The sequence below is a fragment of the Lysinibacillus sphaericus genome (assembly GCF_002982115.1).
GTDB classification, from domain to species: domain Bacteria; phylum Bacillota; class Bacilli; order Bacillales_A; family Planococcaceae; genus Lysinibacillus; species Lysinibacillus sphaericus.
Genome location: NZ_CP019980.1, coordinates 3394393 through 3410481 on the forward strand (window position 1 = coordinate 3394393; position 16089 = coordinate 3410481).

General features: G+C 35.3%; 4 protein-coding genes. All 4 read right to left on the reverse strand.

The annotated features are described in order from the left end of the window. Positions 1 to 14: 14 nt before the first annotated feature. Genes LS41612_RS16925 through LS41612_RS16940 form a run of 4 tightly spaced genes read right to left on the reverse strand, consistent with a single transcriptional unit; the run spans position 15 to position 16076 of the window. Positions 15 to 10706 (reverse strand): hybrid non-ribosomal peptide synthetase/type I polyketide synthase, encoded by a 10692-nt coding sequence (locus LS41612_RS16925; RefSeq protein WP_024361544.1) that lies wholly within the window; start codon positions 10704 to 10706, stop codon positions 15 to 17. Between the two features lie 34 nt (positions 10707 to 10740). Continuing rightward, the gene (locus LS41612_RS16930) at positions 10741 to 11217 is read right to left on the reverse strand and encodes a DUF6790 family protein (protein WP_024361545.1); all 477 of its coding nucleotides are present in this window, start codon (positions 11215 to 11217) and stop codon (positions 10741 to 10743) included. A 46-nt stretch (positions 11218 to 11263) separates the two neighbouring features. Continuing rightward, on the reverse strand, positions 11264 to 13216 hold the full coding sequence (locus LS41612_RS16935; protein WP_105928919.1) for an aminotransferase class III-fold pyridoxal phosphate-dependent enzyme: 1953 nt from the start codon (positions 13214 to 13216) through the stop codon (positions 11264 to 11266). Positions 13217 to 13238: 22 nt separating this feature from the next. After that, positions 13239 to 16076: a type I polyketide synthase gene (locus LS41612_RS16940; protein WP_024361547.1), complete on the reverse strand. Its 2838-nt coding sequence runs from the start codon at positions 16074 to 16076 to the stop codon at positions 13239 to 13241. Positions 16077 to 16089 lie beyond the last annotated feature (13 nt).

Consider the following 16089-nt stretch of genomic DNA (forward strand, 5'->3'; position numbering starts at 1 on the left):
TGTTCCATACCTCCTTACTTTGGCGCTTCTTCTAAAACAATATGTGCATTCGTTCCACCGATGCCAAAAGAGCTGACTGCTGCTTTTAGTTTCCCATGAGTTGTTTCTAGCTTCTTCGCCTCAGTATTGAAATAAAATGGACTGTTGTTTAGATCTAGTTTTTCATTAGGCTGATTAAAATTAATCAATGGTGGTACTACTTTTTTATCAAGCACTAAAACTGTTTTTATAAATCCTGCCACTCCTGCTGCTGCATCAAGATGACCGATGTTTGCTTTTACCGCTCCAATAGCACAGTAATTTTTTTTATTCGTTCCCCACGCCTGTTTTAAAGCTTCTATTTCAATTGGATCTCCTAAAGAAGTTCCCGTGCCATGTGCTTCTACAAAACTAATCTCCTCTGGTTTAATACCAGCGTTGCCTAATGCAGATTTAATGACATCTGTTTGGCCTTTAATACTTGGTGCCGTATAGCCAATCTTGTCAATACCATCATTGTTAACTGCAGAGCCTTTAATGACTGCATATATATGATCGTTGTCTTTTAAAGCTTTTTTCAAAGGTTTTAACAATACGACGCCGCATCCGTTCCCAGAAACCGTACCTGATGAATCATCAGAGAAAGGTCGACAATGGCCTTCTTTTGAAAAGATCATACCTTCATGCCATAGATAGCCTTCTTTTCGAGGATAGGAAATACTTACTCCACCTGCGATTGCCATATCCGCCTCTCCATTTAGAACAATCTGTGCTGCTTGATGGATTGCAACAAGAGACGTAGAACATGCCGTCTGAATGTTCATATTAGGACCTTTTAAATTCAACTTGTAGGCAATTCTAGTTGTCAGAAAATCCTTCTCATTGTATGTGATTGCTTCGAATGCATCGATGATATCATTCTGGTTGTTCCCAAACTTTGACATCCATAACAGATTGGAACCACTTCCAGCGTACATAGCAATTTTTCCGTCATAGTCGAATGAATTGTATCCCGCATTTTCCAATAGTTCATACGTACATTGATGCAATAAACGTATTTGAGGGTCCATCATGCTCGCTTCTTTATCCGAATAGTCAAATAGTTTTGCGTCAAAATATTCTACATCCTTTAAGAAGCCTTTTGCCCTTACATAATTCTCTTTCTCAAATACTTCTTTAGGAATGCCACTTTGTAAAAGATCGTCATCATTAAAGAAATGAATACTCTCCTTGCCATTGACAATATTCTGCCAGAATGAATGAATGTTTTCTGCGTCTGGGAATCGACATGCCATACCGATTACAGCTACATCATCATTACGAATTCCCTCGGTATTCACCGCTTCAGTTGAATCCTCGAAGGCTTCATCAAATCCGTCGTCATCAAAATAATCTTGATCAAATGATGGTTCCTCGGCAGTCGTCTCGTTTTGGCTACCATTCTTACCACTTTCCTGTGATAATTCTTGAACTAAACCATCTATGGTCGGATATTCAAAAAGCTTCATTACTGGAATCGTTAGCCCTAACTCACTATTAATCTTGTTATTGACCATCATTAATGTTAATGAAGTCCCTCCTACATCAAAGAAGTTATCATAGACACCAATATGGTCTTTTTGTAAAATCTCTTTCCAAATTTTCAGTATTTCACTTTCAAGTACTGATTTTGGTGGCATATTAACCTCAAGTACTTTCTTTTCCTCTAAGGTTGCTAATGCATTTTTGTTAATCTTTCCATTTGGAAGAACAGGCATGTTATCTAATTGCATATATTCAGTAGGTACCATATAATTTGGCAATTTTGACTGTAACCAGTTCTTTAGCCATAGTGAATCTTTTCTTGCTGCACTAGGCGCATCATCCTTTAGGCAATAATATAATGTCAAATTTTTGTTATAATCTGCATCTTCATTTGCCTTTACTACAACTATGTTGACATTTGAATGTTCTAAAGCAGCTTTTTCAATTTCACCAAGCTCAATTCGATACCCTCTGATTTTAATCTGATTATCTAATCTACCAGAAATTTCGATTTCACCATTAGCATGCATTCTCCCTCTATCACCCGTTTTGTAAACTTTAATACCAGGTAAATCTTCTACTAAAGTGAACTTTTTATCTGTTTCTAGCTTATCGTTGTAATAGCCCCTTGCAAGGCCTTCTCCTGCAATACATATTTCTCCATAAACACCATACGGTTGTAACTGTTGTTCTTCATTCAAAATAAAAATTTGTGTATTGGCAATTGGCTTACCGATACTTATATAATCTGAATGTGTAAGATCTTTTGTAGTTGACCATATAGTAGTTTCAGATGGTCCATACATGTTATAGATACTTGCTAGAGATTTTGACCTTATATCTTGAAGTAGTTGAATTGGGAAATTCTCTCCACCACTTAAAATACATGTCAACTGTGATAATGCCGGTGCAAACGCAGGATTATCGACAAATGTTTTAATTCTTGATACCGTACTTAAAATATGCGTAACCCCATATTTTATAATTTTTTGTGCAGCTAAAGTTGAATCTAGCTGTTCGATTTCATCTGCCATGTATATAGAATGACCTGTGCACATTGGTACAATGGATTCAAATGCAAAAATGTCAAATGATAATGTCGTTAAGCAAATGACTCTATCCTCTTCATTTCTAAAAATCCTTCTATTGACAATATCGTATATAAAATTAATGACAGAGGCATGATTGACCATAACGCCTTTTGGTTTTCCTGTTGATCCAGAAGTAAATATCGTATAGGCTAGTGAATTTACGGTGCAGGTAACTTCAGGATTTTTAATATTCTGTCCGTTTGCTTCTAATGCCCTACAGTCTATAGAGACACCGTTATAATCGACTGTTCCTACATGATCTCTATCTACTAACAATGCCTTTGGTTTGCTTAATTGCATCATATGGTCAATTCGCTCTTTTGGATAATTATGATCAATCGGAACATAGGCAGCCCCTGCTTTTAAAATGCCAAGCATACCAGCTAACATATTTTCATTCCTTGTTGTCATAAGTCCAACTAAATCTTCGTGTGCGACATGTAAGGATAGTAACTTGTGGGCAATTATATTGGCTTTTTTATTCAATTCTCGGTATGTCCAGACTGTACCATCTGAAGTAATCAATGCTGTTTTATCTGGATGTTTATCGACATTTCTTTCAAACATTTTGTGAAGTGTTACTTGTTCTGCTATATCAAGCTTGGTCTCTTCTAATTGTTTTAAGATGTTGTCTTTATCTATAGAAGAAACTACAGTCATTTTGCCAATTAGCGTTTCGCTATCCTTTAAGATACTTTCAAGAATTGTCTTGTAATTACTTTGCATTCTCTCCATCGTATCCTCGTTAAATAAATCAGTTGAAAAGTCAATAAAACAGTCAATTTCTTTATTCTTGCTCTGTTGTTGACATGTTAGAACTAAATCATAAGCAGAAGTTTGCGTATCAAATTGGAATGGACTAATTTTTATGCCATCAATATTCAAATCGTGAGTCTCCATGTTTTGGAAATCAAAACAAACATCAAACAGTGCGTTGCGGTTAAGTGTCCGCTTAATATCCAGTTGCTCAATCAAATCATCGAATTGATATTCTTGATTTTTTAATGCTTGAATGGTATTTTCTTTCACTTCATGGAAGAAATCGATAAACTTTTTCTTTGCCATTGGCTTGTTTCTTATCGCAAGCATATTAACAAACATACCCATGATATCCTTGACTTCATCTGTTGTACGTCCTGCTACTGGTGAACCAATCACGATGTCTTCCTGTCCAGAATATCTTTGAAGCAATACATACCAAGCACTTAGTAACGTCATATACATCGTGGCACTATTTTTTTGTGCAAACTTTTCCAATCTCTCCGCCATTTCACTTTCAATAGAAAAATGAACTCTTTTTCCTGCGAAAGTTTTGATTGCAGGTCTTTCCTTATCAATCGGAAGCTCCAATACAGGAATCCCATCTTTAAACATCTCAGTCCAATATTTTTTAGATTCTTGTATTTTTTCAGATGCTAGATACTGATTTTGCCATTCTGCAAAATCTTTATAGTGCACAGTTAATGGTGGCAACGAAGAAACATATAAATCATTAAAATCTTTTGTTAAAATTTCAACAGATGTTCCGTCTGCAATAATATGGTGTACATCGAATAGTAGTATGGATTTTACATCTGAAACTGTCACTAATTTCAGTCTACATAAAGGCGCTTTCGATAAATCAAAAGGTCTTATGAAGTCGTCAATTAAATCTTTTATTTGATCATCATTGTCTATCAATTGTTCTGTAAAAGTTAATTCCATATCTACATGGTCTTCAATCAGCTGGACAACTTTATTATCTTTAATGTCAAAGGATGTTCTTAATATTTCATGTCGCATCAATAGTTTTTCAGCAACTTGTCGCACCTTTTCCTCACTTAGTTTTCCTTCTATTATTGTGGCTGAAGGAAGATTATAGGCGGTACTTGTTTTATCCAGCAAATGCAAACTATACATACGCTTTTGCGCTGAAGAAGTATTATAATAAGCAGCTTTTTTTAATGGGACTATTTTATTTTTATTTACAGAATGTCCATTCAAACTAGCGATATAGGCATTCATTTTCTTTGGTGTCGTATGTTTAAATATTTCAGTAACAGCTATTTTTATACCTGTTTTACTCTCTATCACATTAGAAAGGCTTACCGCTTTTAATGAATCTCCGCCTAATTCAAAGAAATCCTGATTTTCTGTGATATTTTCAAATCCTAGTACGGATTTATAAGATTCAATAATGCATTCCTCTAAAGAATCCTTGCTTTCAATTGTTGCCGTAACTTGCTCTGAAGCTTCGAGTACTTTTTGTATTTCCGGATTACTTCTCAATGTATTTCCTTCTTGAGCTATTGTAATCGTAATAGGGTATCGTTTTTTCTCGAAATGATAGACTGGTAACGACACTCTATTGCGGACGTTACTGCCCATAAATTTCTGCCAATTTAGTTTTACTCCAGCACTCCAAGCAAGTCCAAGTTTTGCATAAACATATTCCAAATCATGTTCTTTTTCTATTGCGTGCCGTAAAATATTTAGGAATATTTGTCCTTCTTTTCTCTCTTTATGCTGTAATGCGAAGGTACATAAAGATCTTCCTCCACCTATCTCGATAAAGGCTGCATGCTCATCTTGTAAGATTAATGCTAGGTTTTTATCAAATTGTACTGGGTTTATAATATGTTCTGCCCAATATGTTGGCGTGCACATTTCATTTTCCTTCACCCATTCACCAGTGACATTTGAAACAATCGGAATGGATGGATTATTAAATTGAAATGCTTTGAGATATTCGCTGAACTCCGTTGCGGCATCCTGCATCATATAGGTATGGAATGCATGTGAGGTTTTAAGTATTGTCGCACCAATGCCTTTTTCTGACATTATTTTTTCAAATGCCTCTATTTTTTCTTTCGTTCCACCTACGACACAACGATCCGAAGTATTATTTAATGCTAACGATACGCCATCAATTAGCATTTCTTTCACTTCGTCTACACCTTTCATTACAGCAAGCATGACACCTGACTTCTGCTTCTGCATAATATCTCCACGGGCTCTGACAATTTTTACGGCATCAGCAAGACTCCATACGCCTGCAACTGCTGCGGCTGTTACTTCACCAATACTGTGTCCGATAAACGCCTTTGGCATTATCCCTACATCTATCAGTATTTTGGCAAGTGAAAATTCCGTAACAAACAATGCAAATTGACTATATTTTGTCTGATTAACGAGAGAGGAATCTGCATTGCCATAGATAATATCAAAGAATTCATGTTGTTCTTCTTCATTGAGATAGCCGAATATTTCATCAACATACTGACGGTAACGTTTACCTATAAAGCTGTCTGTTGCGTAATATAACTCTCTTCCGATTCCTTGATATTGGCTGCCCTGTCCTGAAAACATAAAGTAAACATTCTTACCTTCGTCAGCTTTTTTACATTCACTGTCAAGAATATCTTCTATAAATTCATCGACATTTATATCCTTTCCAAGATGCTCATTCACTACAATAGCTTTTCTATATTTGAAATGCTTTCTGCCCGCCATCAATGTCCAAGCAGCATCGGAACGGTTTATACTTTGATCTGACGCAACATACTTTAGCGTTGATTTTATATTTTCAATTAATGCATTTTTTGTTTTTGCTGAAAACAGGAACAGATTTGTTTTTTCTTCCTTACTGCTGTTTTTTACAGTTGGTGCTTCCTCCAATACCATATGTGCATTCGTTCCACCAACACCAAATGAATTAATGCCAGCTCTAAGAGGGAGATTGTTGTTATTTTGCCATTCCATACCATTACTTTGTACAATAAATGGTGTCTCATCAAAATTAATCTTTGGATTAGGATTTTTATAATTTACTGTCCCAGGTATAAATCGATTCTTTAAGCTTAATGCAACTTTTATCAATCCTGTTACACCTGCTGCCGTATCAGTATGGCCGATATTGCCTTTTACAGAACCTAATAAACTGTATCTCTTTTTATCTGTGGCAAATGCTTTTGTTAACGATTCAACCTCAATCGGATCTCCTAATATAGTACCTGTCCCATGTGCTTCAATATAGCCGACCGTTTCGGGATCGATTTCTGCTCGTTTATAAGCTTCCCTTATTACCTCCGCCTGCCCATCTACACTTGGCGCAGTAAAACCTGCCTTTTGACTGCCATCATTATTAATAGCAGAGCCTTTAATAACTGCATAAATATGATCTCCCGCTTCCAGTGCCTCATCTAGTCTCTTTAATACAACAATTCCCATTCCATTTGAAAATATTGTACCGCTAGCTTCTGCATCAAATGGACGACAATGCCCATCAGATGAAAACATCATCCCATCTTGATACATATAACCACCATCATTTGGAAGTTCAACAGTAACACCGCCAGCAATAGCTATATCACATTCTCCTAACATGAGAGATTGACATGCTAGATGTGTCGTAACGAGGGTCGTTGAGCATCCAGTAAGTGATGAGAACACAGGCCCTTTAATATTAAATTTGTAAGCTAACCTTGTTGCAAGAAAATGATTCGTACTCATTGTAAATGCTTGATACATATCACTGTAATTGTCATTATTGCCCAATGCTTCGTTATACCATTGGAAATCATCTGAACCACCGATGAAGATGCCCATCTTATCTTCTGTCGATTCTGGATAATATCCCGCATCCTCCAAGGCCTCCCATGTTCCTTTGTACAAAAGCCTTAACTGCGGCGACATAAGATTTACTTCGCTCGGTGTATATTCGAAAAATTCTGAATCGAAGTATTCAATGTCATCTACACGACCTTTAGCCTTTACATAATTCTTGTTGTGAATCGTTTCTTCACTAATGCCAAGGTTGCGAAGTTCTTCATCATTATAAAAATGAATACTCTCTTTTTCATGTTTCAAGTTATGCCAAAAATCCTTAATATTATCGGCACCTGGAACGTCAATTGCCATTCCAATAATGGCAATATCAGAATAGACTGATTTTTTCTTTCTCTTGAAAAAATTCTTTCTGTCCTGAATTTCTACCTGTTCGTTTTTCATCATTTGCTCAGATAATAGACGTATCGTTGGGAATTGATATAAAACAGTAATAGAAAATTCCATATCAAGTACTTGCTTTAATCTGCTATGTACTAGAATCGCAGCCATGGAATGCCCACCGATTTCAAAGAAATTATCTTCTATTCCTACATGATCAATTTCTAATACCTCTTTCCAAATACGAGCAATAATTGTCTCTAATTCAGATTCTGGTACTTGATTAATTGTCGTAGTGTGATGATTATAGGTAGTATCTGCAATAAGTATTTTCCGGTCTATTTTCCCACTACTATTAATCGGCATTTTCTCCCTATGAACAAAGAATGCTGGAATCATATAGTCTGGTACATAATGACTTAAAAATGCTCTTAACTCAGCTACAGGCACTTGTTGTGGAGCAACATAATAAGCACATAGTACAGGTAAATGGTTGGAAGATTGCTTCGTAACTACTACAGCTTCTAAAATGCCGTCAAACTGAACCATTGCATTTTCAATTTCTCCCAGTTCAATCCGTAATCCGCTAATTTTAACTTGGTGATCCATTCTCCCCATAAATTCGATATTGCCGTCAGGAAGCCATCTCGCCAAATCACCTGTTTTATACATCTTCTTAAACCAAACGGGATCTTTTCTTTCATCATAGAATGGATTTTCACAAAATTTTTCATTTGTAAGTTCTTCTTTATTGAGATAACCTCGGGCCAATCCTACTCCACTTAAACATAACTCACCAGGTACACCTACCACCTGAAGTTGATTATTTTCGTCAATAACATACCATCGAATTTCATTTAACGGATGTCCAATCGATACATTCGAAACACGCTCGCATTTTTGAATAGAATGGTGTGAAGCCCACATTGTACATTCTGTTGGACCATAAACATTTTCAAGATTTACAGCTAGTTTCATGTCAAAAAATTTATCAATTATATCAGCAGTTAATGCCTCTCCTCCAACAAAAATCCATCGTAAGGAGTGTAACTTTTCTTTATTATTTTTTTCATTCAACAGTTCTAAAAATACCTTGAGCATGTTTGGTACAAAGTTTATATGGGTTACATGATAGCGATCTATAAATTCTAAGATAAGTTCTGGATTTTTCTCGCCATCATGTTCTAAAATACACAGAGCACCTTTTCCCATAAACCAGCCATACAGTTCCGTTCCCGAAATATCGAATGAAAAAGGCGTTTTATATAGATAAACATCGCCTTCTTGAACAGGGAAACGTCTTTCCAAATCCATAATTGTATTGACTACACTATGGTTTTCAATCATTACCCCTTTTGGCTCACCAGTCGAACCTGAAGTATACTCAATGTAGGCCAAGTCAAAAGGATTTAATACAATATCAAGATTGCTATCATCCCCGCTGTATGTTTCATTATCATCAACAAAAATAATTTGTTTATCCTGACAAAAATCATATTGCAAGTCTTTCGATGTAATTAAAATATTGATATCGGCATCGTTAAAAATATAATTTTTTCGATTTTCAGGATAATAATTTTCGATTGGTACATAAGCACAGCCAGCTTTCAAAATTCCTAATATAGTAAGAACCATTTCTTTAGAACGTTTTAACTGTACGCCAATTACTTCATTCTCTTTTTTCTTGTGTTGCAATATTTTTCTTGCTATCTGATTCGCTTTTTTATTGACTTCTTCATAGCTCATGCTGCCATTATCAAAAAGAAGTGCTGTATGTTCTCTATACGTGCGAACTCGCTCATGGAAAATATCTATAATGTGCATTGGTTTATAATCGAAGAATGCACTCTGATTGAAAGTATTCAAAATATGCACTTTTTCATCTTCCAAAAATAAGTCGATATCTTTCACTAGTACATCCGTATGCGCTGTTACAGTTTCTAACAGTTTAATAAAACGTCTTCCTAGCATTTCGATCATTTCTTCTGCATAGATATCAGACTTGTACTGAATCTTAATCATGTCACCATCAGGCATTTCAGCAAGAATTACCATCATATTTCCAGGGAACATCGTATTGTCCATTTCAAATGTGTCACATTCTACGCCTTCCCATGTCGGTTTACTATATTTGTCATAGACGAAGGTAATATCGAAGATTGACTGAATCCCTGTATAGATACTAGATTCTGTTTCACGGGCAATTAAATTGTTGGGATATCCGATATTTTTATATGCTCCAATCATTTCCTCATACATTGCCTCAATAACATCTTTAAATGGTTTATGATTGTCGATTGTTACACTTAATGGCAATGTATAAATAAAGCATCCTATCGTTTCTTCAAAGTCGAATCCCGGTCTATTTGTGAATGGACTAGAAACTACTACATTCTTTTCATTACAGCATTTTCCCATCAATGCACTAAATGCCGCTAAACAGAAAATAAACGGTGTCACTTCTTCTTTTTGAGATGCTTTCTTTATACTGTTCATTAAATCCTTAGAAATTCGATAAGACTTCTCTTTCCCTATCCCGTTATGATGAGCATTCGAGAAGTCCTTTGGAAAGTTCAAAGCATTTGCATCTTTTACTTTTTCTCGCCAATATTCCTTTTGTTTTTCATAGTTACCATTCGCCAGTTTTTTATTTTCGCTTTCAACAAAATTTAAAAATCCGCAGTCTTCTTTTAATTCAATTACTTCACCATTTAGCGAATTGGAATAATAGGTAAATAGTTTTTTGATAAAAATATCAAGTGACACTCCGTCAGCAATAATATGATGAAGATTCAGTACTAGAATAAATAAATTATTATCCTCTTTAATTAAGGACACTCTAAAAAGTGGTGCCTTTGATAAATTAAACTCATAGCCAACCTCTTCGTTAACTATTTCATCTATTCTCTTATTATGATGTTCCTTGGAAACATCATAATAATGAACAGCAGCATCTACTTCTTCATTAATTACCATGGACAGACTGCCATCTAGTAATTCAATATGACTGCGCAGTGCTGCTTGTTCATTCACCAACATTTGTAATGCCTTTTCGAACTTTACAATATCTATTTCATTCTTTATTTTTATTGCCGCTGAGATATTATAATTATTTTTTTCTCCTGTTTGGCATTCAAAATAGATTCCCTTTTGGATCTCTGATAATTCAATCTTTTTTTTCAGCATTTACACAGCACTCCTAAAATGGATTTTTATGTTTTTAGCCAATTACCCATATTCCACCAATAACAATAGATAATACGGTTATAAAGGTCTGATATGCAATATCCATTATGATATTTGCAATGCTGTCCGCGTCTGCCTTTTTATTCATTTTCATAACATTCCAGTGTGACCAAAGACCACTAATTCCATATATATACATAGCTACGATTGTTCCTAACCAGAACCCATCTCTAAACCAAATACACATAACGCCCATAACACCTAGACCCAATTGTGAAAACCCGTATTTTATCTGGAACGGCCCACCTGGCCAACCGACCATTTTGGCATTTTGTTTTGCAAAAATCATATTACTTAATAATCCTGTAATACCTAAAAGTCCAAATGTTACTACGAACTGATGAAGTAAAATTACCGAGCAGATCAATTGAGGGTCAGACGGAAATCCCTTCATATATAAGTCGATAACAGCTGTAACAATTCCTAATCCCCATAACACTAAAAAGAACATATTTTTATCTCCTATTTATATAAATCTATTTTCTGTCCAATCTTGTTTATTGATTAAAAAAATTGGCTTCTTTCATTTCATATACAGTTTTCTTGACAGCCTCTATAACGTATTCGATATCTTCTTTGGAATGCTCTGTAGATAAGAAACAATTACGTCCTTCCCAAATATAGATACCTTTTTCTAACAAACCATAGTAGAATATTTCTTTTTCTAAATTTACGGTAAATCTAAATAATGAACCAAACTGATTGATACGAATATCTACGTGTTCACGTTCAAAGAATTGATTTAATTCGTTGACAAATTCAGTAGTTTTTAGATTTAATGTTTGATAAATAGTGTGCTTATTTTCCTTTATATATTCGAGCACTGCATTCGTAGCTGCCATCGCCATCGGATGATGACAGAAAGTACCTGCAACAAATGTTCTTTTGTCTTCATTAGGAGGAACAGAGTCGTCTCCGAAGTTCCACATGCCACCATCTATACTATCTAAATATTTCTTCTTACCCGCTAAAACACCTATTGGCATTCCGCCACCAATAACTTTTCCATACGTTACAATGTCAGCTTCCACACCAAAGTATTCTTGTGCTCCACCACTAGCAATTCGGAAACCTGTAATAATTTCATCAAAAATTAAGGCAACGTTATTGTCTTGTGTCACTTGTCTTAATTTCAACAGGAAATCCTTCGGTTGAATATCTGGTCTTCGGCTTTGGATTGGTTCCGTTATAACGGCCGCAATCGTATCACAATGTTGTTCGATATATTGCAAAGAAGATTCGGAGTTAAAATCCAACATCACAACGTCTTGCACTGCACTATCAGTAATTCCCGGTACTAATGAAGTAGTTGTATGATTTGAATCATCTAAATAATTCGGCATTCCTAAAAATCCATCGTAAGTTCCATGAAAAGCTCCTGTAAAACAGACGATTTTCTTTTTACCTGTAACAGCTCTTGCTACTCTAACTGCAAACATATTTGCTTCTGTTCCAGAATTACAGAAAAATACTCTGTCTACTCCCGCTAACTCGGAAATATTTTGGGCTACTCGTCCAGTAAGCCTGCCCATTGGACCAACAGGCATTCCCTTTTCAAGTTCATTTCTCAATGCTTTTCTAACAAATTCTGGGCTATGTCCAAACATTAAGACCCCAAAGCCCATCGTCAGATCAATCATTGTATTGCCATCAATATCTATTATCTTAGAACCTTGGCCTTCTTCCGCAATAATTTGATAGAGCATTTCTTTATATAAAGGTCTAAAGCCCGCAGAGTTTCGATTACTCGCATATATATTTCTATATTGTTGGGTTCTATCCTTTGAATTTTTAGTAAAAATATTAATGCGTTGTTCTATATTTTTAATGTATTTTAATTGAAGTTCATCTACTTCATCTTCTTTGTTAAAATCTAGCTTTTTATAAGGCTTGTAATAATCATCGGATTTTGCCGGGGCTATTGCCGAACTGACTTCCTTTTGCACACCCTTTGTTTTCTGGCCATTATTTTGTGCTTTCGTTGTACTGGCAATTACTTTTAAAATCTCATTTTGTTTTGTCATAACATCATATTGGTTGTTAAATACTTGCACCATCATATCCATATCTAATTTTCCTACACTATGATAAGTGACTTCGTTTGTAGAGTTGTTAAGTTCTTCAGGTAGCGCGTCAATAACATCCATTACTTCTTCATACGTTTCCTCTTGTTGTTCAGCCTCCACAATGCCATTTTCTGCAATGTAATCTGCAATTAGTTGTAACGTATTTAAAGTTGTAAAAAATACATCTAAAGGAATTTCTACCTTGTACTTTGCATGGATTTGCTTGGCAAGTGTTAGGAGAAGGATTGAATCAAGACCATAGGAAATTAATCTCTTCTTTTCATCTATTTCTTCTTTTTCCATGGCGGATATAATATGAACAATTTCTTTTAATTCTTCTATTACGATCATCGTTTTTGTTTCATCTAGAACTAGATTCTTCATTTTTTTACTCCTTTCTTGCTGTTTATTTAAAAATATTTTCAAGAAGCTGTTTCTGTAACATTAGTTGCTCATTTTGTTTTTCCAATAACTGTTCCAAATTCACATAGCTTGTATCTGCTACAGAAGTTGCTTTGTTTTTCCACAAGGTCTTTCTCTCAAAAGGATAGTTAGGTAAAATAATTTTCTTTTTATTGTAATTTTTATAGAAGCTATTCCAATCAATTTTCATCCCATTAAGATATAAAGATTTCAAAGATTCCAACAACTGCTTATAATCGCCTATTCCTTTTCTAAGTGATGGAACAAAAATGGCATTGTCATTTTGCAAACATTGGCCTGCTAAGCCACATAAAGTTGCATTACCACCAATTTCAATAAATGTGGAAACGCCTAATTTATCTACTTCCTGCATCGCTTTCATAAAATGAACCGTTTTTTCAAGATGTTCTGTCCAATACCCTTTATTTTCAAATGTACCGACGTCCTCTAGCTTTCCTGTTACACTTGAAATAATTGATTTTGGCGTTTTATTGCAAACAACATGCGCTAAACTTTCCCCATATATTTCTTTATATTCTTCCATTGCAGTTGAATGATAAGGATATGGAATATTTAAATCGGTAACAAAAGCTCTGACCTTTTTATGTAATTGATTAATTACCATATCAACTTCTTCACTTAGACCAGATACTGTAATATTTTTAGGTGCATTAACAGCAGCTATTGATACATTTTTACATCCGCTTTCCAATATTGCTTCCTTCATCGTCAATTCATCTACTAACACGCCCACCATTTTGCCATTCGGTGTCACACTAACCATAAGTCTACTTCGCATCGCAATCATGTTCGTAGCATCTTCAAAACTTAGCATGCCGACATAACATGCTGCGGCATACTCGCCAACACTATGCCCAATCACATAATCTGCTTTTATATTGAATGAATCCCAGATTTTCGTTAAAGCGTATTCCAACGAGAATATAATTGGTTGCGAATAAAGCGCATTTGTTAATAGTTCTTCGTTTGCTCCAAACAAAGTGTCTTTGATAGAAATGCCTAGGAGCTCCTTAAATCGATTATCACAAAGATCGAAGGTTTCTCTATACGCTTGCGAATTTTCATAAAATTCTCTTGCTGCATCTTTGTAGATGGAGCCTTGTCCTGTAAATAAAAATGCAATTTTTTTCTTTTTACTTTCTGCTTGTCCAATGTAGTATGCCAGTGAATCTTCATTTTTGAGCACATGATCTATTTCTTCAATAATTTGCTCTTTATTGTTACCAACTATTGCGAACCTGTATTCATGTTTATCTCTTGTAATATTTGTTGAATAGGCAATATCACTAAGTAGTTCTGTGGAAACGCTAAGGTAATCTCTTATTTGAGAAATTGCTTTTACTAACACATTTTTGTTCTTTGTTGAAATCGTTAGCATACTTTCAGGTAGATTACTTTTTTCAGTTTGTGGTGTATTTTCTTCGTGCTCTGCTTCTTCTAGTATTAAATGAGCTAATGTTCCACTAATGCCATACGCACTAATACCCGCTCGTCTTTTTTTCCCATTACTTTCCCATTCCGAGAGCCTATCGACTACTTGAATTTTATCCCAATCAATATTGGGGTTTGGATTTTTAAAATGGATACTTGGCAAAAGCTGTTTATGTTTTAAGGAAAGTAATACCTTGATCATACTTGCCATCCCAGATGCCGCCTCTAGATGACCAATATTCGACTTTACAGAACCAACCTTTATGGGTGCTTTTCTGTTTTTAAACACCTCACAAATTGCCTGTGCTTCAATAAAGTCACCAAGAGAAGTTCCTGTCCCATGAGCTTCAATATAATCAATATCGTCTACATCTAGCCCTGTCCTTTTCAACGTTTCTGCAATCACTCTTTGCTCTGCCAGCCCATTTGGTGCAAAGAAGCCATTGGATTTACCATCTTGTCCGACATATATCCCTTTTACTAATGCCTCTATACTGTTGTTATCTCTTTTAGCATCACTTAATCTTTTTAATATGATAATTCCACAGCCTTCGCCTCGGCCAAATCCATCAGCGGATGCATCAAAAGTTTTACAACGTCCATCTGGTGATAAACCACTGTTTTGAGATAGTCCCACATAGGGCTCTGGATTTAGCAGCAGATTTATCCCTCCAACAATGGCTACATCACATTGACCACTTTTTAGGCTGTCTACTGCCATGTTCATCGCCGTTAATGACGATGAACATGCAGTACTTAAACTTACTGCTGGTCCTTTAAAATCATAAAAATAAGATATTCTACCTGCAGCAGAATGAGAGGATGCTCCAACAAGTGAATATAAACCAATATCTTTTATATCCCCTGACATCATTTCTCTGTTTACATAGTCAACTGCGTCGATTCCTATAAATACGCCTGTTTTACTGCCCTTCATCTCTTCGATATTCAGACCAGCATTCTCCATTGCCTCCCAGCTTACTTCCAATAGAAGTTTTTGCTGGGGATCGACAGATACTGCCTCTAGTGCAGAAATTTCAAAATGCACATTATCAAATGTCTTAATATCTTGATCTATAAAGGAACCATAACGCGTATACATTTTTCCCTTATCTTGCCTATCTTCACTGAAAAACGCTTCAACAGGGAATCTTTCAGGTTTGATATTAGTAACAGCATCATATCCTTGTGATAATTTGTCCCAGAATAAACTGCTGTTATTTGCACCGCCTGGAAATCTACAATTATAGCCAATTATTGCAATTTCATTTTCCTCTTTTGATTTTTTCAATTCTAAATCTAGTTCTTTGATTTTTTTAGCAGCCTTTAATAAGGCCTCTTTATATTTATTTTCAATGTCATTGTTCATATATAACACCTCT

Excerpts from the sequence above, each read along its gene's own strand:
- LS41612_RS16935 (WP_105928919.1), bottom strand. The coding sequence starts at position 13,216 with ATGAAGAATCTAGTTCTAGATGAAACAAAAACGATGATCGTAATAGAA.
- LS41612_RS16940 (WP_024361547.1), bottom strand. The coding sequence starts at position 16,076 with ATGAACAATGACATTGAAAATAAATATAAAGAGGCCTTATTAAAGGCT.
- LS41612_RS16930 (WP_024361545.1), bottom strand. The coding sequence starts at position 11,217 with ATGTTCTTTTTAGTGTTATGGGGATTAGGAATTGTTACAGCTGTTATC.
- LS41612_RS16925 (WP_024361544.1), bottom strand. The coding sequence starts at position 10,706 with ATGCTGAAAAAAAAGATTGAATTATCAGAGATCCAAAAGGGAATCTAT.